We start from the raw sequence: 20001 nt of genomic DNA, 5'->3' as shown, positions 1-20001 counted from the left end.
ACAGACATCTAGGAGGATAGAGTGGGACTGACCCGCGTGCCAGGTCTGCTGTTCGGCGGTGACTACAACCCCGAGCAGTGGCCCGAGCAGGTGTGGGCCGAGGACGTGCGCTTGATGGCCGAGGCCGGGGTGAACCTGGCGACCGTCGCCGTCTTCTCGTGGTCCCGCCTGGAGCCGCGCGAGGGTGAGTACGACTTCGCCTGGCTCGACCGGGTCATCGACCTCCTCCACGAGCACGGGGTCGCCGTCGACCTGGCCACCGCGACCGCGACCCCACCCCCCTGGCTGGTGCGTGAGCACCCCTCGGTGATGCCCGTCGACGCGAACGGGACCAGGCTGGAGTTCGGCTCCCGCCAGGGGTACTGTCCCAGCTCGCCGATCTTCCGCGCCCACACGGTACAGCTGGCCCGCGCGATGGCCGAGCGCTACAAGGACCACCCGGCGCTCGCGATGTGGCACATCAGCAACGAGTACGCCGACCACACCGTGGAGTGCTTCTGCGAGGAGTCAGCCGCCGACTTCCGGAAATTTCTGGAAAAGCGGTATGGCGGCATCGACGGGCTCAACGCGGCCTGGGGCACCTCCTGCTGGGGCCAGCACTACACCTCCTTCGACCAGGTCGAACCGCCGCGCAAGGCGCCGGGCCCGGTCAACCCCAGCCAACTCGTCGACTGGCGCCGCTTCTGTAGCGACGCGCTCCTGGCCTGCTTCAACGCGGAGAAGGCGGTCCTGCGCGAGGTGACCCCGGACGTCCCGGTCACCACGAACTTCATGAGCATCCTGCACAGCCTCGACTACTGGGCCTGGGCCGAAGCGGAGGACGTCGTCAGCGACGACGCCTACCCCGACCCGGCCGACCCGTCCTCCCACGTGGCGATCGCCCTCAGCTACGACCTCATGCGCTCGCTCAGGCAGCGCCCGTGGCTGCTGCTGGAGTCCGCGCCGTCCGCGGTGTCGTGGCGCGACGTCAACGCGCCCAAGCCGCCCGGCATGATGCGCCTGCACAGCCTCCAGGCGCTCGCCCACGGCTCTGACGGCGTGATGTTCTTCCAGTGGCGCCAGGCGAAGTACGGCCCGGAGAAGTTCCACTCCGCGATGCTCCCGCACGGCGGCGTGTCCACCCGCGGCTGGCAGGAGACCCTGCAGCTCGGCGCCTCTTTGAAGGACCTGGCCGAGATCGCGGGGACGACCACGCGGGCCGAGGTGGCCCTGGTCCTCGACTGGGACAGCTGGTGGGGCCTGGAGGCCCCGGAGTCGATGCCGTCGCAGCGGCTCAAGCTCAAGGAACTGCTGCTGTCGTGGTACCGGCCGCTGCACGCGCGCGGCATCGCCGTGGACCTCACGCCGCCGGGCCGCGACCTGTCCGGCTACAAGCTGGTGATCGCGCCGAACCTCTACATGTGCACGCCCGAGCAGGTCAAGTCCCTGGAAGCCGCCCAGAAGCTCGTCGTCGGCCCGTTCTCGGGCGTCGTGGACGCTGCCGACCAGGTGCACGACGGCGGCGCCCCCGGCCCCCTCCGCGACCTCCTCGGCATCACCGTGGACGAGCCCTGGCCGCTGCCCGACGGCGCGGAGCAGCGCACCTCCATGGGTACGGCACGCACCTGGGCCGAGTGGATCCGGGTGACCGACGCCGAGGTGCTCGCCCGCTACGAGGGCGGCGACCTCGACGGACGCCCGGCCGTCACGCGCAGGGGCCACGTCACCTACCTGAGCTGCCTGCTCGACGACCTCACCCCCTTCCTGGACGGCCTCACCCCGGTCGCCGACGTGCCGGAAGGCGTCGAGGCCACGCGCCGCCAGAACTACCTGTTCCTCCTGAACCACACCGCAGAACCCGCCCGCGTCACCCTGCGCGAGCCCGGGTTCGACCTGCTCACCCAGACCGACAGGCAAGGCGAGATCGAGCTCGCCCCTCGCGACGCCGTCGTGCTGCGCATCGAAGGAGACCAGTGACACACCCCTATATCCCGAACGCGGAACCCCGCGTCCGGGCCGAGATGCTAGAGGCCATCGGCGCCACGAGCGTCGAGGAGTTCTACGCCGACATCCCGGCGGCCCTCCGCCTCGACCGCCCGCTCGACCTGCCCGCGCCCTTCGCGGCCGAGTACGAGCTCAAGCGGCACATGAAGGGCCTGTTCGGCCGCAACGTCGAGGGGCTGAGCTTCCTCGGGCACGGCACCTACCCGCACTACGTCCCCGCGGTGTGCGACGAGGTCAACTCCCGCTCCGAGTTCCTCACCGCGTACGCGGGCGAGCCGTACGAGGACCACGGCAGGTTCCAGGCGCTGTTCGAGTACGTCAGCATGATGGGCGAGCTGCTCGAGATGGACGTGGTCAACGTCCCGACCTACGACGGCTTCCAGGCGTCCGGCACCGCGATCCGCATGGCCGCGCGCTACACCAAGCGCGGCAAGGTGCTCATCGCCAGCCCGATCAGCGCCGACAAGCTGAGCAAGCTGCGCGACTTCCTCACCCCCGACGTGGAGATCGTCCACGGCACCGAGGTCGACTCCGAGACGGCCGCGATCTACCTGGAGACCCCCGACGTGTACGGGGTCGTCGCCACCAACGGCCGCGAGCTGGCCGACGCCGCGCACGCGCACGGCGCGCTGCTCGTCGTCTCCACCGACCCGATCTCCCTCGGCGTCCTGGCCCCGCCCGTCTGCTACGGCGCCGACATCGTCTGCGGCGACATCCAGTCGCTCGGCATGCACCAGTCCTACGGCGGCGGCCACGCCGGCTTCATCGCCACCCAGGACCACGAGCCGCTGGTCGCCGAGTTCCCCTCCCGCCTGTTCGGCATCGCGCCCACCGCGGTCGAGGGCGAGTACGGCTTCGGCGACGTCTTCTACGACCGCACCTCCTTCGCCCAGCGCGAAGAGGGCAAGGAATGGGTGGGTACGGCTGCCGCCCTGTGGGGCATCACCGCGGGCGTCTACCTGGCCCTGATGGGCCCCGAGGGCATGCGCGAGGTCGGCGAGACCATCCTGGCCCGCACCCGCTACGCCATGGACGCCCTGGGCGACCTGGTGCAGGCCAAGGACGCCATCCACTTCCGCGAGTTCGCCATCTCCGTCCCCTCCTCTGAGGACCTGCTGGCCAAGTTGCGTGAGCAGGGCATCTTCGGCGGCGTCCCGCTGGACGACCGCACGGTGCTGGTCTGCGTGACCGAGCGCCACACCATCGCTGAGATCGACCGGCTCGCCGCAGCCGTCAAGGAGGCGCTGTGAGCTCCGCAGGAGAGTCGTTCGCCGAGCTGCCCGTCAAGCCGAAGCCGCCGATCCGCCGCTTCCACCAGGCGCGATGGGACGAGCCGATCATCTTCGAGTTGACCGAGCCCGGTGCGCGCGGCATCGCCGTACCCGAGCCTGGCGCGCCGAAGGTGGAGCTGCCCGAGGGCGTACGGCGGGCCACCCCGCCCAAGCTGCCCGAGATGGCCCAGCTCCACGTGCTGCGCCACTACCTGCGCCTGTCGCAGGAGAACCTCGGCTTCGACTTCAACATCGACGTCGGCCAGGGCACCTGCACGATGAAGTACAGCCCCAAGATCAACGACACCTTCATGGACGACATCGCCGACCTGCACCCGGCCCAGCACGAGGACACCGTCCAGGGTGTGCTGGAGATCTACGCGCAGCTCGAGAAGATGCTCGCCGAGATCTCCGGCATGGCCAGGGTCTCGCTCCAGCCAGGCTCCGGCTCGGCCGCGATCTACGCGAACATCGCCATGATCCGCGCCTACCACGAGGCCAACGGCGAGGGCCACCGCGACCAGGTCATCACCACGATGTTCTCCCACCCGTCGAACGCGGCCTGCGCCAAGGTCGCCGGGTACGAGGTCATCACCCTCATGCCCAACGCCGAGGGCTACCCCGACATCGAGGCGCTGCGCGCGGCCGTCGGCCCGCGCACGGCTGCCCTGATGATCACCAACCCCGAGGACACGGGCATCTTCAACCCGCGCATCCAGGAGTTCGTGGACCTCGTGCACGAGGTGGGCGGCCTGGCCTGCTACGACCAGGCCAACGCCAACGGCATCCTGGGCATCACCAGGGCCGCTGACGCCGGGTTCGACCTCGGCCACTTCAACCTGCACAAGACCTTCTCCACCCCGCACGCCTGCGGCGGCCCTGCGGCCGGCGCGTCCGGCGTCTCGGCGAAGCTGGTGCCGTTCCTGCCCGGCCCGGTGGTCGACCAGGTCGAAGGCAAGTACGTCCTGCGGACCCCGGAGAAGTCGGTCGGCAAGATCCGCCCGGGGCTCGGCGTCACCACCAACGTCGTCCGCGCCTACGCGTGGATCATGTCGCTGGGCGCCGAGGGCCTGCGCACGGTCGCCGAGACCGCCGTGCTCAACAACAACTACCTGATGCACAAGATCCTGCAGATCCCGGGCGCCTCGGCGCCGTGGAACAAGCGCAGGATCGAGCAGGCCCGCTACTCCTGGGAGGCGCTGTCGGCCGAGACCGGCGTGCACTCGGAGGAGATCGGCGTGCGCGCCGCTGACTTCGGCGTGCACTACTGGACCTCGCACCACCCGTACCTCGTGCCAGAGCCGTTCACGCTGGAGCCGACCGAGTCCTACTCGCGCGCCGACCTCGACGAGTACGCGGCGATCCTGGCCCACGTGGCGCAGGAGGCTCGGGACAACCCCGAGTTCGTGAAGGGCGCGCCGTACAACCAGACGATCCACAAGATCGACACGACGTCGCTGGACGACCCGAAGCAGTGGGCGCCCACCTGGCGGGCCTACGTGCGTAAGCACCTGTCATGAGGATCGGGCTGGTCGTCAACCCCGTGGCCGGGCTCGGCGGCGCCGCCGGGCTCAAGGGCAGCGACGGCGTCGAGGTCCAGCGCGAGGCGCTGGCCAGGGGCGCCGTGCCGCGTGCGGGGGATCGGGCAGCCCAGGCCGTACGAACCCTGCTGTCCCGCCGCCCGGACACCGAGATCGTCACGGTCGGCGGGGCGATGGGCGAGGACAGCGCCCTCGCGGCGGGCGCGACCCCCGAAGTGGTACGCCGGGGGGCATCGGACACCACGGCGGCCGACACGAAGGCGGCGGTGCTCGCCCTCGCAGGGGTGGACCTCCTGCTCTTCGCTGGCGGCGACGGCACCGCACGTGACGTGCTCGACGCGGTGAGGGAGCTCGGCGACGAGGCCCCGCCCGTGCTCGGCATCCCCGCCGGGGTGAAGGTCTACTCCGGCTGCTTCGCCGTGAGCCCGGCCGCCGCCGGCTTCCTGGCGGCGGAAGGGGCCGAGCGCGTCGTCGAAGCCGAGGTCGTCGATCTCGACGAGGAGCGGTACCGGCACGGTCTGGTCAGTCCCAGGCTGTACGGCACGCTCAAGGTCCCGGCCGCCAGGGTCAGGCTGTCCGGGCGCAAGACGGGCTCCTCCAGCGCGATCCCCGCCTCGGCCGAGGGCATCGCGCAGGAGGTCGCCGCCCGGATGCGACCGGGCGTCCGCTACGTGCTCGGCCCCGGCGCCACCACGGCCGCCGTCGGCAGGGAGCTGGGGCTGGCCACCACGCTGCTCGGCGTCGACGTCGTCGAGGACGGCGAGCTGGTGGCCGCGGACGTCTCGGAGAGCGAGCTGTTCGACCTGGTCAAGGACACTGCGGCGGTCGTCGTACTCTCGGTCATCGGCGGTCAGGGGTTCGTACTCGGGCGGGGCAACCAGCAGGTCTCGCCCCGGGTGCTGGACCACGCGGAGCTGACCGTGCTGGCCACCCAGCAGAAGCTCGCCGGGCTCGGCGGGCGGCCCCTGCTCGCCGACACCGGCGACCAGGAGACGGACAAGAGGCTGAGCGGCCACGTCCGGGTGATCACCGGATACCGCGAAAGCGCGATTTACCGCATTCAAGCGGCAAGTGAGGAGTTTCAGGCATGAGTGCTCTCGAGGGCAAGGTCGCCATCGTGACCGGCGGCGCGTCCGGCATCGGCAGGGCCACCGCTCTGCTGTTCGCCAAGGAGGGCGCGAAGGTCGTCGTCGCCGACATCGACGCGGCCGGCGCTTCGGCGCTGGCGCAGGAGATCGGCGGCGTCGCCGTACAGGCCGACGTCTCCTCGGCCGAGGACTGCGCCAGGATCGTCCAGACCGCCGTGGACGCCTTCGGCGGCCTGCACGTGCTGTTCAACAACGCCGGCATCATCCGCCGCACCACCGCGCTCGACCTGGAGGTCGAGGAGTGGGACCGGGTGATGGCCGTGAACGTCAGGTCGGTCTTCCTGATGTGCAAGTACGCGATCCCCGCCATGAAGGACGGCGGCGCGATCGTCAACACCGGCTCCGGCTGGGGGCTCAAGGGCGGCGGCAACGCCATCTCCTACTGCGCCTCGAAGGCCGCCGTGGTCAACATGACCCGCGCGCTGGCCATCGACCACGCCAAGGCCGGTATCAGGGTGAACTCCGTGAACCCGGGGGACACGGACACACCCATGCTTCGCGAGGAGGCCCGCCAGCTCCAGGAGGACTGGGCCGCCTTCGAGGCAGACGCGGCCGATCGCCCGATGGGCCGCTCAGGCACGCCTGACGAGATCGCTCAGGCCGTGCTCTTCCTGGCGAGTGACGCCGCCAGCTACATCACCGGATCCGCCCTCGTCGTTGACGGCGGCGGCCTCGCATAACAGGAGGAATCCCCCCATGAAACGTGCACTCTCCACGATCGCCCTACTGGCCCTGGCCGCGACCGCCTGCAGCGGGGGCAACGCGACCGGCCCCGGCGTGAAGCAGGCAGGCTCCTCCTCGGACGGCGGCCCGGTCACCGTCCGCTGGTCCACCTGGGGCTCGGCCGACGACGTGAAGTTCTACAACGAGTTCATGAAGGACTTCGAGAAGCGCCACCCCAACATCAAGCTGAAGCTGGAGTCGGTGCCGAAGTACGCCGACTACCACCCCAAGCTGCTCACCCAGCTGACCTCCAAGACGGCGCCCGACGTGTTCTTCGTGGGCGACGACAACGTCGGCAAGTTCGTCTCGGCCAACGTCCTGACCCCGCTCAACGACAAGCTGAGCGGACCTGACTCCAAGAGCAAGCCCGAGGACTTCTTCGAGGGCGTGTACGGCGGAGCCAAGAAGGACGGCCAGATCTACGGCGTCCCCAACGACGTCAACCCCGAAGTGCTCTGGTTCGACAAGAAGGCCCTCGCGAGCGCCGGGATCACCGAGAACCCGGCCGACCTGTACGCGGCGGGCACCTGGACCATGGCCAAGTACATGGAGATGAACGCCAAGCTGAAGGCGGCGGGCAAGGCCGGTTCCATCTTCTGGAACTGGTACGGCTCCACCTACAGCGTCATCACCGGCTTCGGCGGCAAGGTCTGGGACGGCGGCAAGTTCGTCGCCACCACCGACGAGAAGTCGCGCAAGGCCCTGGACACCCTGGCCAAGGGGTACCAGGACAAGACCTTCCTCAGCGCCGACCTCCTTCCGGCCAGCGCGGGCGCGGAGACCACCTTCCTCAAGCACAAGGCCGGTTTCTACGCGGGCGGCCGCTGGATGATCGACTCCCTGAAGAAGGGTGGCGACCAGGCCAACTACGACATCGTCCCGTTCCCGTCCGAGGACGGCCAGCCGCTGTCCGGCGCGGTCGCCGCCTCCTACCTGGCGATGAACAAGGACACGAAGCTCCCGAAGGAGGCCTTCACCTTCCTGACGGAGTTCGTCAGCAAGGAGGGCCAGGCGCTCAGGCTCAAGGGCGGCGGCGCCGTACCGTCCATCAAGGGCGCAGAGGCGCTCGTGCTCGACGGCTACCCCGCGCACGCGCAGACGTTCCTCGACGTGCGTGACAAGGGCTTCGCCAACTTCCCCGAGGAGGTCGCGATCCCCGGTCTGACCGCCGGCATCAACGACCACCTGATCAAGGTCTGGCAGGGCAAGGTGCCCTTCGACCAGGGCATGACCGAGCTGCAGAAGCTCGTCGAGAGCAAGTTGGGCTAACGGTGTCCGTCCTCACCGACACCCGGCCCCCCAGGTCCGCCGCGCACGCCAAGAGCAGGCGCGTGCGGACCAGGGACGGCTGGTGGGCGACATTCTTCCTGGCGCCGCAGGTGATCGGGCTGCTGGTGTTCCTGGTCTTCCCGCTCGGCTACGCCGTCGTCCTGGCGTTCATGAGCTGGGACGGGCTGAACCCGGCGACGTGGGTGGGCTTCGACAACTTCGCCACCCAGCTCACCGACCCCGACTTCCTGCGCTCGATCTGGAACACCGTCAAGCTCGCCGTCCTCACCGTGCCCATCGGCCTGGCGCTGGCGATCGCGATCGCCGTCGGGCTCAACAACATCAAGGGCGGCAACGTCTACCGGGTGTTGTACTTCCTGCCCGTCGTCACGAGCTCGGTCGCGGCCGCGCTGATGTGGCAGGTCATCCTGGCCAACGACGAGAACGGGGTGCTCAACACCTCGCTCCAGAAGTGGTTCGGCATCACCGGCCCTGACTGGCTCGGCGACACCAACTGGGTGATCGTCGCCATCGCCGTCGTGACGATCTGGTCGTCGCTCGGGCTCAACGTGGTGATCTTCCTGGCCGGTCTGCAGACGATCCCGCCGCAGCTGATGGAGGCCGCCAAGATCGACGGCGCCGGGCCGTGGCGGGCCTTCCGCTCGGTCACGCTGCCGATGCTGTCGCCGACCATCTTCTTCTCCACGGTCGTGGCGGTCATCAGCTCGTTCCAGGCGTTCGACCAGATCTTCGTGCTGGTCAACCCGAAGAACAACGAGGGCGCCAGGACGATCGTCTACCAGGTCTACAAGCTCGGCTTCCAGGACTTCAAGCTCGGCATGAGCAGCGCTGCCGCGCTGATCCTGCTGGTCCTGACGCTGATCGTCACCGTCGTCCAGTTCGGCCTGCAGAAGCGGTTGGTTCACTACGATGCGTAAGGGCCAGGTGGCGCTGCACGCCACACTCACCATCGGCGGGCTGCTCATGCTGTTCCCGTTCGTGTGGATGGTGCTGATGTCCTTCAAGGGCACCCCGCAGATGCTGAACAACCCGACGGACTGGCTGCCCAACCCGTGGCGGGCGGCCAACTACTCGGACGCGCTGTCCGAGATGCCGTTCGGGCTGGCCTACTGGAACAGCTTCTACATCGCCGTGCTCAACGTGGTCCTGACGCTGCTGACCTCGGCGATGGCCGCCTACGCCTTCGCCAGGATCAGGTTCAGGGGCTCCAACGCGCTGTTCGTGCTGTTCCTGGCCACCCAGATGGTGCCGTCGCAGGTCACGATCGTGCCGCTCTACCTGCTGCTGGCCAAGCTCGGGTGGATCGACTCGCATCTGGCACTGATCGTGCCGAGCATCGCCAACCCGTTCGCGGTCTTCCTGCTGCGCCAGTTCATCAGGGCGGTGCCGGTCGAGCTGGAGGAGGCGGGCAGGCTGGACGGCGCGGGGCGCTGGCGGATCTTCTGGAGCATCGTGCTGCCGAACATCCGTCCCGGTCTCGGCGCGCTGGGCATCATCACGTTCCTCGCTTCGTGGAACTCGTTCTTCTTCCCGCTGATCTTCCTGAACACGACCGAGCTGGCGACCGTGCCGCTGCTGCTCCAGCGCTTCTCGGGGCAGCACGGCGCGATCGACTACGGGCTCACCCTGGCGGCTGCCGCCGTCGCGGTGGTGCCGACGTTGATCGCGTTCCTGATCGGTCAGCGGAAGATCATCAACTCGATGGCCGCGTCCGGCCTCGGAGGCAAATAGACATGCTCGACCTGCGCGAACGCCCCTTCACGGAACGGGGCTCCCGGCTGCTGGTGATGGCGGCCGACGACGGCTCGCTGTGGATCGCCAGGGCGCTCTACGAGACCCGGCTCTCGGAAACGACCGTCCTGACGGGGCTGCGGGTGTTCGCCGGGTCAACCGAGCTGTCCGTACGGCGGGCGCTGCCTGACCGCATCGAGTTCGATGGTGGGGTCTCGCTCGCCTTCGCGGACGCCGAGACCCTGGTGCTGGTCGGTTCGGGGGCTCGGGCGGTCTGGGACGGCGGGGGGGCGGCCATCGACGGCAGCCTCACGCTCGTCGGCTCAGGGGATCCAGTAGGAGCGCTCGAACGGGCCGCAGCGCGGTGGCGCGGGTGGCTCGGGCTGATGCCCGCCGTACGGGAGGATCTTGAGGAGCGGGCGCGGATGGCGTGGTGGACCCTCGGGGTCAACCTGATCGGCATCCGGGGCCGGGAGTCGCTGATCCCCTCCAAGTACGGATATGTCGGGCTGTGGAACTGGGACTCCTACTTCCACGCCATCGGGCTCAGGCACGGCGACCCCGCGCTGGCCCGCGAGCAGATCCGGATCCTGCTCGACAACCAGCTCGACAGCGGGCTGATCCCCGACGTCGTGCACGACGAGGGGGTGCTGGCCGAGACCACCGACCTGCCCCGCTCCGACATCGCCCGCATGGACCAGCACGTGGGCGGGGGAGCGCCGCGCGAGGTGGTGCCGGTCACCAAGCCGCCGCTCACCGCCTGGGCGGTGTGGAAGATCCATGAGGCGGACCCCTCGCTGGAGTTCCTGGCGGAGGTCTATCCCAAGCTGGTGAAGTCGCAGGAGTGGTGGTTCCGGCATTCCGATCCGGACGGGGACGGGCTGGCCGAGTACCTGCACCCGTACTCGTCCGGGCTGGACGACAGCCCCATCTGGGACCACGGGCCGCGCGCCGAGCCGCCGGACCTGAACTCCTACCTGGCCCTGCAGTACGACCGCCTCGGCGACATCGCGGCCGCGCTGGGACACGACGACGCGCCCTGGCGCGCGAAGGCTCAGGAGCTCGTCGACCTCCTGGTGGCCAGGCGGTGGAACGGGACCCGGTTCGTCACGCCCACGGCTGACGTGCGGACGCCGCTCGACCTCATGCCGCTGTTCACCGGGCGCCTGCCCGCCGAGATCGCCGACCGGCTCGTCGCCGACCTCCGTTCTCCCTCCTTCTGGGGGGAGCGGCCGGTGCCGACCGTCGCCTTCGACGACCCGCACTTCGACGCGGAGTCGATGTGGCGCGGTCCCGTCTGGCTGAACGTCAACTACCTGCTCATCGACGGGCTGCGCAGGTCGGGGTACGCGGAGGTGGCCGACGAGCTGACCCTCCGGACGCTGGCGATGGTGCGGGACGGGGGCGGGCTGTACGAGTACTGGAACCCGCTCACCGGCGCCAAGGCCAAGCGGGCCACCTCCGGCTTCGGCTGGTCCTCGGCGCTCTTCCTGGACCTCGCCGTGCGCTAGTCAACGTGAACATTGCTCATGTATGTTCTGCGGCACTATGAGGAACCGCTGGGTGGCGCTGATCGCCGTCGTCGTGCTCGCGCTGGTGATCGTGCTGGGGGCGGTGTTCGACCCTTCCGGGCTGGCCGCGCCGTACACGTGGACGGGGGCCGACCTGCTGCCGGTCGCGGGGGTGTGGCAGGTGGCGCCGCTGGTGGTCTACGTGCCGCTGCTGCTCCTCGGGGTGTGGGCGCTCACGCCGGTCTCCCTGCCTCCTTTCCGTACGGCGCTGCTGGCGTGGGGCGCGGTGGTGGTGTCGGCGATGGTCGCCAAGTTCGCCATGTCGATGGTGATGTCCTTGGGGGACGTGGCGTATCTGGCGTGGTCGACGGGCTTCACAGGCGTGAAGGCGCTGGTCTTCGGCCTCCCGGTGCTGGTCGCGACCTGGATCACGCAAGCCGTACGCCGCAGGCTCCCCAAGCCCGAGCCCGTACCCGCGCTCGCCGGGTCGCCGTCCGCGCCCGCCCTCGCGCCCGCTTTTGCGGTCGCCCAGCCCCTTTCTGCGCGGTCGGTGGGGTTGGTGGCGGCTGCGGCTGCGGTCGTGCTGGGGGCTCTGGTGGGCGGGTCGTGGTGGGGTGGGTCGCCGATCGGATACGCGGTCGGTGACTCCCCGCTGGCCCCCGCGCCGGAAGCGGGGCCGCTCGGCTGCCTGGCAGCGGTCATCCTGCTCGGCCTGGTCACCTGGGCGGTCGACCGCTGGCTCGGCGCTCCGGCGTCCTGGGGGACGGCGGGCGCCCGGGTGGCCGTGGTGGGTGCCCGCGACAGAGGTGCCCGGGTGGCTGCGGGTGCTCCCGGCAGAGGTGCGCGGGCGGTTGTCGCGGGCATGTCGGCGCTCACGGCGGCGGGGGTCCTGGGTCTCGTGCAGGTGGCGATCGGCCTTCCGGGCGACATGGCGGGCGGCGACTCCTTCTGGGCCCCGGCGATCATGCTGAGACTGGCCTCCGCGCTGTCGTTCGGCGCGATGCTCGCCGTACTCGTCGCCCTGGCCACTCTCGTGCGCATCCCGAAGGCCGCCCTCGCGGTGGTCGCGGCCGGAGCGCTGGCCGTACCACTGCTGGGACCGCAAACGACGGCGGTGCAGCCGCAGAAGACCCAGGGCCTCACCCTGTCCGCCGACCGCAGGATCGTCGACGCCCACGGCAACGAGGTGCTGCTGAGGGGCGTCAACGTCAACCAGTTCGAGGACTACTACCAGAAGGACCCCGCCAAGCAGGTGGCCCGCCCGCTCACCGAGGACGACTTCGCGGGCATGGAGCGCATGGGCTTCAACGTCATCAGGCTCGCCCTGTCCTGGTCCGCACTGGAGCCAAACCCGGGGAAATACGACGAAACCTATCTCTCCAGGATCGACTGGGCCGTCGCGACCGCCGCCAAGCACGGCCTCCGCACCGTCCTCGACATGCACCAGGACGCCTGGGGCAAGGGCGTCCAGGCCGACCAGGGCGCCACCTGCCGCAACGGCTCCCCGATGCACGGCTGGGACGGCGCCCCCGCCTGGGCCGACCGCTTCGACGGCGCCCCCAGGTGCGAGTTCACCGGCCGCGACATCTCCCCGGCCGTCTCCCGCGCCTTCACCAACCTCTACCAGGACCGCGACGGCATCCAGACCCACCTGGTGAACACCTGGGCCATGCTCGCCAGGCGCTTCGCCGCCGACCCGATGGTCGCCGGATACGACCTACTCAACGAGCCGGGCTTCGGCGAGGCCCCGCCGGTCACCTCCGGCGTCCTCCTGGGCCGCTTCTACGACAGGACGATCAAGGCGATCCGCGCGGCGGAGCGGGGCGGCTTCCCGCACCTGGTCTTCTTCGAGCCCTCCGTGCTCTGGTCGGGCCTCGGGTTCGAGGTCTCGGTGCCCAGGGACTTCACCGACGACCGGCTGATCGTCTTCGCCCCGCACCTCTACAACGAGTCGATCACCATTGACCGCGGCACCGGCGTCACGATCACCAGCATCGAGCGCGGCTTCGACCTGGCGAGCAGGGCGGCAGAGGCGTATGGCGCCGGGTTGTGGTCGGGGGAGTGGGGCTGGTTCGGCGACCCGGCCGAGGCCCCCATCGGCCGCTACACGAAGCAGGAGGACGCCCACCGCATCGGCGGCGCGTTCTGGGTCTGGAAGCAGTCCTGCGGCGACGCCCACGCCGGCCCCGAGGACAGGACGGGCGGCAACCTCATGATCGAGGACTGCGCCACCGGCAAGGACCTGCCCTCGCCCCCGGAGTACACCGCCGCCCTGTCCCGCCCCTACCCCCGCTCCGCCCCCGGCCGCCTGACCGCGCTCACCTCGGACAAGGCAGCCCTCACCCTCAGGGGCGAGGGCAAGGGCTGCGGTCTGGACGTCTGGTTCCCCGGTACGGCCAAGCCGGCCACCCAGGGCACCGGCCTCCAGAACCTGTCCGCCCGCCAGTCGCCCGGCGGCTGGCGCGTCACCGGCTGCGCCGCGGGCGCCTACGAGCTAGCGGCGCGTGGCTAGCGTGAACGCCCCCTGAGCCAGGGCGATCAGCTCGGACCCCGCCTGGTTCTCGTCGATCGGCGCCGCCGGGTCGCTCGCCATCAGCGTCACGGAATAGGTGCGCCCGCCCGACTTCGCGGAGAACCCCAAGGCGAGCACCCCGGGCTCCGAGCCGCCCTTGTACCAGACGTCGGTCAGCTCCTTCGCGGCCAGCGTGTTGGTCGACATCGCCTGGTTCACCCGCTCGTCGGCCAGCCCGCGCAGCGAGGCGTGGGCGCGGCAGACGTCCTTGGGCGAGCCGAACCACTCGACGGTGTCGATGGCCGTCGGCTTCTCCCAGGTGGTGATGTCCGACAGCGGCACCTTGGCCACCACGTCGCGCAGGAACGCGCGCCGGTCGGGAGCGTTGAGGTAGGCGTCCACCCGCTTGGTCCCCTTGATCACGAACATGTCCCTGGTGGACAGGAAGGGCTCGTTGCGCGTGGACGACCACTGCCGGTTCTTCGCCTCGACCGCCTTCCTGCCCACCTTGTTCAGCAGCAGGTCGGCGGCGGTGTTGTCGCTGATGGAGATCATCAGCTTGGCCGCCTCCTCGACGGTCACCTTGCTGTTGTCCGGCCGGTTCTGCAGCTCGCCGGACGGCAGGCTCTTGAGCTCCGGCCTGATCGTGAGCTCGGTCTTCCAGTCCTTGATGTGCTCGGCCGCCGCGCCGAGCACGTAGAGCTTGAACATCGAGCCGAGCGCCCTCGGCGTACGCGGCTGGATCCCGTGGACCGGGCGGCACGCGCCGCCCTTGGTGATCTCGGCGGCCAGGAAGCCCACCTGGGGAGCGACCGCGCGCATGCGCTTGTCGAGCTCCTTCCAGCTGGTGGGCGGGGTCCGCTCGACCGGCGGGTCGTCCATCCGTGCGCCGCTGATCAGCCCGCTGCCGTCGACGGTCAGTTCGAGGTTCTGCTTCTTGCCGTTCAGCGTCATCTCGGCGACGAGCGAGGTGCCCCGGACAAAGAGGACCTTGTCGAGGCGCAGGTCCTTCCAGGTCTTGAGCACCTCGTTGATCTGCGCGGGCGGGACCTGCCTGAGGAACGACTCGGCGAAGTGCGCGGTCAGCTCGCTGTCCGGCAGCGGCGCCCGGCCGACGGCGTCCATCAGCCAGGTGAGCTGCCGTTCCACCGCCGACTCCTGAACGGCGGAGGCGGCGGCTGGGGTGGGGGTCTGCACCCCTGCGCACGCCGCGACGGCGACGGTCGCTGCTGCCAGTGCTGCGGCAAGGACTCGCATGGGAACTCCTTCTCTCGGGGTCCCCTCCAGCCAACAGAAGCGCCGCAGCCGGACCTACCAGGCCAGCCATAGACCTGATGTGCGGTTAACCTCATAGACGTCGCCAGCCGTCGCGGCAACGATGGGGACCTATGGGTGCGAAGACGGTGGCGGCCGTGCCCGCGGTGATCGCGGCAGCGGGCGCGACGGCCGGGGCGCTGATGGAGTCCGGCCTGCCAGCGCCTCCGCAGCAGTGGGTCTTCGCGGCGCTCGGTTGCGTGCTGGCCGCCCTCGGCTGGCTGCTGGCCTCCAGGCGGCCCGGGATCGTGTACGGCTGGCTGCTGCTCGCCGCCGCCCTGTCGCTGGGTCTCGGCGCGTTCGGCGTGGGCCTGAGCAGGCGGTCGGACGACCTGGCCGGCCTGGCCGCGATCCTGTCGGCCTGCTTCACCTTCTACTACGGGCTGCTGTGGGTCTACATCCCGCTGCTCTTCCCCGACGGACACCTCCCCTCGCGGCGCTGGCGGCCCGTCGCGTGGCTCGGCGGCGTGGCGCTGGCCGTGCAGTTCGCCGGCAACATGCTCCTGCCCATGACCCTGTACGGCAGGCAGAACCCGCTCGCCCTGCCACAGGTGTGGATCGCCGTCTGGGCGTCGGTGGGCGGCCAGGCGGTCGTGCTCGTCCTGGGGCTGGTGGTCGCGGCCGGGCTGGTCGTGCGCTGGCGGCGCGCGGCCCACCGGGGGCAGTACGCGTGGATGGTCGCGGGAACGCTGATCAACCTCGCCGGGTGGGGGGTGGTGATCGGCTACGCGTTCGGCGGCGTCGGCTCGGTCGCGGTGATGTTCGGGCTGCTGGCCGTACTGGCCGCTGTTCCTTCGGCGATCGGGGTCACGCTGGTGCGCTACCAGCTCTTCGACATCAGGGTCGGCGTGCGCGGGTCCAGGCTGCACGTGGTGGTCGACGTCAGGCCGTCGGTGGGTGAGGTGCTCCACCGGCTCGGCACGGCGCTGGAGGACACACCTGAGCCCGTCGAGCAGCTCGGCAGGCTGGCCGCCGCCGTACGGACCGGGCTGGACGTCAGGTGGGCGGCGGTCCGCCTCGCCGACGGCACCCGCGTCGTCTCAGGACAGGAGGCGACGCCCGCCGTGCTCACCGTGCCGGTGCGCGGCGGGCTGGGGCAGCTCGAAAGCGGTCCCAGGCGGCTCGGCAGGCTGACCGAGGAGGACGGCAGGCTGCTGGAGGCGCTCGCCGTACCGGCTGGGCTGGCCATCCAGAGCGCGGGGCTGGCCGCGCGCCTGGTCAACGCGCAGGAGAAGGAGCGCAGGCGGCTGGAGCGCAACCTCCACGACGGCGTCCAGCAGCAGCTCGTCGCGCTGATCGCCGGGCTGGAGCTGGCCCGCGCCACCGGCGGCGGCGCCGAGCTGTTCGGACGGCTCCGCGACCAGGCCCGCCAGACCCTCACCGACCTGCGCGAGCTGGCGGCGGGCATCCACCCGTCCGCGCTCAGCCAGGGCGGGCTCGTCGAGGCCGTCGAGGGGCGCTGCGCCGACCTGCCCGTCCCCACCAAGGTCGTCGCCTCGGACGGGCTGCGCCTGCGGCGGTTCTCCGACGAGGTCGAGGGCGCCATGTACTTCGCGGTCAGCGAGGCCGTGGCCAACGCGCTCAAGCACGCCCGCGCTGCCAGGATCGAGGTACGGCTGTCGCATGAGAGCGCACGCCTGCGCGCCTCGGTGCGTGACGACGGGGTCGGGTTCGCCGACGGGCAGACGCCCATGCGGCCGATGGCCGACCGGCTCGACGCGCTCGGCGGCGGGCTGGAGATCTCGCGTGGAGGGGGAACGCTCGTGGAGGCCTGGGTGCCCGCCGATGGCTGAACGGCTGCGCACGGTCGTCGCCGACGACCACTACCTGGTGCGCGAGGGCACGCGGCAGCTCCTGGAGACCTCGGGCGAGGTCGTCGTGGTCGGCGCGGTCGGCGACGCGGACGAGCTGCTCGACGCGGTGCGCAGGCTCAGGCCAGACGTGGTGGTGACCGACATCAGGATGCCGGGAGGGGCGTGGCGGCCCGGCTTCGAGGGCATCGACGCGGCCCACCGGATCCGCGCCGACCATCCGTCGGTGGGGGTGGTGGTGCTGTCGCAGTACGCCGACGCGCTGTTCGCCCTGGAGCTCTTCAAGGAGGGCACCGAGGGGTACGCGTACCTGCTCAAGGACCGGGTGGGCGACCTGGACGAGCTGCTCGGCGCCATCAGGGCGGTGTCGTGCGGCGGGTCGGTGATCGATCCCAAGGTCGTCGAGGGCCTCCTGGCCAAGCGCGACGTGCGCGGCGACCGGGAGTCTCTGACGCCGCGGGAGCGCGACGTGTTGCGTGAGATGGCGGCCGGGCGCTCCAACAGCGGGATCGCGCGGGCGCTGCACCTGTCGGTCTCGTCGGTGGAGAAGAACGTGAACAGCATCTTCACCAAGCTCGGCCTGGAAGCCAGCGCCGACCTCCACCGCCGCGTCGCCGCCGTCCTCGCCTACCTGCGCCCCTAGCCCTCTTGCTTATGCTTGGTCGGGTGAGCGACGTTCTGACCACTTCGCGGCTGGTTCTGCGGCCGGTGACCGTAATCGACCACGCCTGGCTGCTTGCCCACTGGACCGAGCAGGACGTGCGGCGGTTCCTGTTCGACGGGGAGATCCTCACGCCCGAGGAGGTCGGCGAGACGATCGAGGACCCGGACACCTGGCTGTGGCTGATCGTCCCGCAGGGCGGGCAGGAGCCGGTCGGTACGGCGGGCTTGCGGCCGCTGGAGGAGCTCGGCCTGGAGATCTACTACAGCCTCGCCCCGGTCGCCTGGGGCAAGGGTTACGCCACCGAGGCGGCCAGGGCGGTCGTGGAGCACGCGCTCGGGCCCCTCGGCCTGTCCGAGGTGCTGGCCGAGGTCGACGCGGGCAACACCGCCTCCGTCGCGGTCGTCGAGCGGCTCGGCATGACCGCGTTCGAGTCCGTCCCCGGCCTGCTCGGCCCGATGACCCGCTACCGCAGGACCGCCTGACCCCGTACCGTCGCCGTATGAAGACGATCGGGCGGTGCTATGGATGCGGGCGGATGTTCGCCTACGAACCAGACAGCGTCCAGATGTTCCTGGTCGACCCGGACACCGGCCTTCCACCGGGGATCACCGTCCTGGGGACGACCAGGGAGCCGTCGCCGGAGGCCGTGGCCAGAGCGGTGGAGCAGCCGGTCTGCCCGAGCTGCGTCACCAGGGCTCAGCCTGAGGAGTAGACGTCCGCGTGCTCGCGCGCCCACGACGCGAACGTACGGGCAGGAGACCCGGTCAGCTCCTCCACGGTCCGGGTGACCAGCGAGGACGGCGAGCGCGAGGCCGCGGCCAGCAGCGCCTCGACCAGCGCGGGCGGCCTGCCGTCGTCGAGCATCCGCCGCCGCGCCTCCTCCACGGGCTGCGGCTCGAACCGCAGCGAGAGCCCGGCCGCCTCCCCGATCAGCCGCACCTGGTCCGCCCGGCTCAGCACCTCGGGCCCCGTCAGCACGTGCTTCGCCCCGGCATGGCCTGCGTCACGCAGCACGGTCACCGCGGCAGCCGCGACGTCCGCCTCGTGGACCACGGCCGTGGCCGCGATGTCCGGCCCGCGCACCACCCCGGAGGCGCGGATCTGCCCGGCCCACCCCAGCGCGTTCGACGCGATCGTGTCGGCGCGCAACACCGTCCACTCCAGCCCTGACGCCTCGATCAGCCGCTCCATCCCGGCGTGCATCAGGTTGATCGGATCGTCGTGGACGCCCACCCCCGACGACGACACGTACACGACGCGCTTGGCGTGGCGGGCGATCGTCTCCAGTACGCCGGGCGCGCCCTCGGTGCCGAGGAACGGCCAGATGAGGAACACCTGCTCCACGCCGGGCAACGCCGCTTCCAGCGTCTCTGGCTCGCTCAGATCGCCGCCCGTCCGCCTGGAGAAGGGCCGCGCCGCGTCCCCGAGCCGCCTGGCCACCTGGCCGCCCACGTTGCCCGTCGCACCGGTCACCAGAATCTCAGTCATGCCTTTGGCTAGCTTCTGGAGTTGAGGTGGTATTCCCACCGGAAAGTGTCAGTGGCGTGGGGCATGATGAGGCTCATCATGATCACAACACCTCCACCCCCCTTCGCCGCCATGCGCTCGCTTTCCGGAGACATCGTGGTGTTCTACGTGGGCACCGAGCCGCGGATGACGCGCGAGCAGGCCCTGCAGTTCGCCGACCAGATCCGCGACCTCGCCCTGGAAGGCGCCTGATCAGTCGAACAGCGCAGGAGGCGGCACGGGGGCCAGCACGGGGTCGCCGTCCTTGATGGGCGGGGCCCCGGCGACGAAGTTCGTCAGCGCCTCGCCGTACACGCATCTGGCCTGGGTGAGACCACCGGCGGCGCGCCTGGTGAGAATCTCGAGGGGCAGTTCGGTCGGCGACGCGGCGATGATCAGGTTGCCGAACCGCCGCCCCCGCATCACCCCGGGCTCGGCGAGCAGCGCCACGTGGCGGAACGTCCCGCGCACGGTCGCGGCGAGGCGGCGGGCGAACATCAGGCCCTTGCCGTCCGCCAGGTTGATCAGCAGGGTGCCGCTGGAGCGCAGGACGCGCGCGATGTCGGCCATGTACTCGGCCGTGGCCAGCTCCACCGGCATCGTCGCGCCGGAGAAGGCGTCCAGCACGAAGAGATCGGCCGACTCGTCCCACAGCCCGGTGGTGCCCTCGCGCCCGCCGACGACGCGGACCTTCAGCTTCGGCACCGACTTCAGGTCGAGCTGCTCGCGCACCAGGTTGACCAGCAGGCCGTCGGGTTCGATCACCAGATGCCTGGAGCCAGGGCGGGTGGCGGCGATGTAGCGGGGGATCGTGCAGGCGCCGCCGCCGACGTGCACGCAGGCGAGCGGGCCGTCCCGCATGACGTCCACGACGTCCGCCATAAGCCGCACATACTCAAAGTCAAGATATGTGGGGTCTTGTAGGTCGATATAAGACTGCGGTACGTCATCCTTGGACAACATCCAGCCGTCCTGCCTGTCCAGGTCCCGTAGCAA

At 70.3% G+C, this 20001-nt stretch carries 18 protein-coding genes; 15 read left to right on the top strand and 3 right to left on the bottom strand.

The features are described from left to right. Positions 1-21 precede the first annotated feature (21 nt). Genes ACIBG8_RS38855 through ACIBG8_RS38810 form a run of 10 tightly spaced genes read left to right on the top strand, consistent with a single transcriptional unit; the run spans position 22 to position 13710 of the window. Positions 22-1956: a beta-galactosidase gene (locus ACIBG8_RS38855; protein ID WP_397348206.1), complete on the top strand. Its 1935-nt coding sequence runs from the start codon at positions 22-24 to the stop codon at positions 1954-1956. After that, complete coding sequence (gcvPA, locus tag ACIBG8_RS38850) at positions 1953-3233, top strand: aminomethyl-transferring glycine dehydrogenase subunit GcvPA (protein ID WP_397348205.1); 1281 nt, start codon at positions 1953-1955, stop codon at positions 3231-3233. Before ACIBG8_RS38855 ends, gcvPA begins: the two co-directional genes overlap by 4 nt. Next, positions 3230-4774: an aminomethyl-transferring glycine dehydrogenase subunit GcvPB gene (gene gcvPB / locus ACIBG8_RS38845; RefSeq protein ID WP_397348204.1), complete on the top strand. Its 1545-nt coding sequence runs from the start codon at positions 3230-3232 to the stop codon at positions 4772-4774. The genes gcvPA and gcvPB overlap by 4 nt, the downstream gene beginning before the upstream one ends. Next, positions 4771-5886 (top strand): ATP-NAD kinase family protein, encoded by a 1116-nt coding sequence (locus ACIBG8_RS38840; RefSeq protein ID WP_397348203.1) that lies wholly within the window; start codon positions 4771-4773, stop codon positions 5884-5886. The genes gcvPB and ACIBG8_RS38840 overlap by 4 nt, the downstream gene beginning before the upstream one ends. After that, the gene (locus tag ACIBG8_RS38835; protein WP_397348202.1) at positions 5883-6623 is read left to right on the top strand and encodes an SDR family NAD(P)-dependent oxidoreductase; all 741 of its coding nucleotides are present in this window, start codon (positions 5883-5885) and stop codon (positions 6621-6623) included. Before ACIBG8_RS38840 ends, ACIBG8_RS38835 begins: the two co-directional genes overlap by 4 nt. Before the next feature lie 16 nt (positions 6624-6639). Then, positions 6640-7935, top strand: a complete 1296-nt coding sequence (locus ACIBG8_RS38830) for an ABC transporter substrate-binding protein (protein WP_397348201.1) — start codon at positions 6640-6642, stop codon at positions 7933-7935. A gap of 2 nt (positions 7936-7937) precedes the next feature. Continuing rightward, complete coding sequence (locus ACIBG8_RS38825) at positions 7938-8873, top strand: carbohydrate ABC transporter permease (protein ID WP_397348200.1); 936 nt, start codon at positions 7938-7940, stop codon at positions 8871-8873. Further along, positions 8866-9687, top strand: coding sequence for a carbohydrate ABC transporter permease (locus ACIBG8_RS38820; protein ID WP_397348199.1), 822 nt, complete (start codon positions 8866-8868; stop codon positions 9685-9687). The genes ACIBG8_RS38825 and ACIBG8_RS38820 overlap by 8 nt, the downstream gene beginning before the upstream one ends. Before the next feature lie 2 nt (positions 9688-9689). After that, positions 9690-11198 (top strand): amylo-alpha-1,6-glucosidase, encoded by a 1509-nt coding sequence (locus ACIBG8_RS38815; protein WP_397348198.1) that lies wholly within the window; start codon positions 9690-9692, stop codon positions 11196-11198. 37 nt (positions 11199-11235) lie between these two features. After that, on the top strand, positions 11236-13710 hold the full coding sequence (locus tag ACIBG8_RS38810) for a glycoside hydrolase family 5 protein (protein ID WP_397348197.1): 2475 nt from the start codon (positions 11236-11238) through the stop codon (positions 13708-13710). Here the strand turns inward: ACIBG8_RS38810 and ACIBG8_RS38805 are convergent. Beyond that, on the bottom strand, positions 13693-14967 hold the full coding sequence (locus ACIBG8_RS38805) for a serine hydrolase (RefSeq protein WP_397348196.1): 1275 nt from the start codon (positions 14965-14967) through the stop codon (positions 13693-13695). The genes ACIBG8_RS38810 and ACIBG8_RS38805 overlap by 18 nt on opposite strands. A 131-nt stretch (positions 14968-15098) precedes the next feature. Here ACIBG8_RS38805 and ACIBG8_RS38800 point away from each other — a divergent pair, with 131 nt between their 5' ends. Genes ACIBG8_RS38800 through ACIBG8_RS38785 form a run of 4 tightly spaced genes read left to right on the top strand, consistent with a single transcriptional unit; the run spans position 15099 to position 18211 of the window. Continuing rightward, complete coding sequence (locus ACIBG8_RS38800; RefSeq protein ID WP_397348195.1) at positions 15099-16817, top strand: sensor histidine kinase; 1719 nt, start codon at positions 15099-15101, stop codon at positions 16815-16817. After that, positions 16810-17478: a response regulator gene (locus tag ACIBG8_RS38795; protein ID WP_397348194.1), complete on the top strand. Its 669-nt coding sequence runs from the start codon at positions 16810-16812 to the stop codon at positions 17476-17478. The genes ACIBG8_RS38800 and ACIBG8_RS38795 overlap by 8 nt, the downstream gene beginning before the upstream one ends. 23 nt (positions 17479-17501) lie before the next feature. Then, complete coding sequence (locus tag ACIBG8_RS38790) at positions 17502-17981, top strand: GNAT family N-acetyltransferase (RefSeq protein ID WP_397348193.1); 480 nt, start codon at positions 17502-17504, stop codon at positions 17979-17981. 17 nt (positions 17982-17998) lie between these two features. Further along, positions 17999-18211: a hypothetical protein gene (locus ACIBG8_RS38785; protein ID WP_397348192.1), complete on the top strand. Its 213-nt coding sequence runs from the start codon at positions 17999-18001 to the stop codon at positions 18209-18211. On the opposite strand, the gene ACIBG8_RS38780 is transcribed toward ACIBG8_RS38785, so the two are convergent. Further along, positions 18196-18987, bottom strand: a complete 792-nt coding sequence (locus ACIBG8_RS38780; RefSeq protein WP_397348191.1) for an NAD(P)H-binding protein — start codon at positions 18985-18987, stop codon at positions 18196-18198. The genes ACIBG8_RS38785 and ACIBG8_RS38780 overlap by 16 nt on opposite strands. 78 nt (positions 18988-19065) lie before the next feature. Between ACIBG8_RS38780 and ACIBG8_RS38775 the strand changes: the two genes are divergently transcribed. Further along, positions 19066-19218, top strand: coding sequence for a hypothetical protein (locus ACIBG8_RS38775; RefSeq protein ID WP_397348190.1), 153 nt, complete (start codon positions 19066-19068; stop codon positions 19216-19218). Here ACIBG8_RS38775 and ACIBG8_RS38770 read toward each other — a convergent pair whose 3' ends face one another. Then, positions 19219-19968, bottom strand: a complete 750-nt coding sequence (locus ACIBG8_RS38770) for a spermidine synthase (RefSeq protein ID WP_397348867.1) — start codon at positions 19966-19968, stop codon at positions 19219-19221. It abuts the gene before it with no gap. Positions 19969-20001 lie beyond the last annotated feature (33 nt).

Source organism: Nonomuraea sp. NPDC050556, assembly GCF_044457355.1.
In the GTDB taxonomy this organism is placed as follows: domain Bacteria; phylum Actinomycetota; class Actinomycetes; order Streptosporangiales; family Streptosporangiaceae; genus Nonomuraea.
The sequence above is the reverse complement of the archived record's forward strand: the minus strand, read 5'-3'. Positions and strand labels throughout refer to the sequence as shown.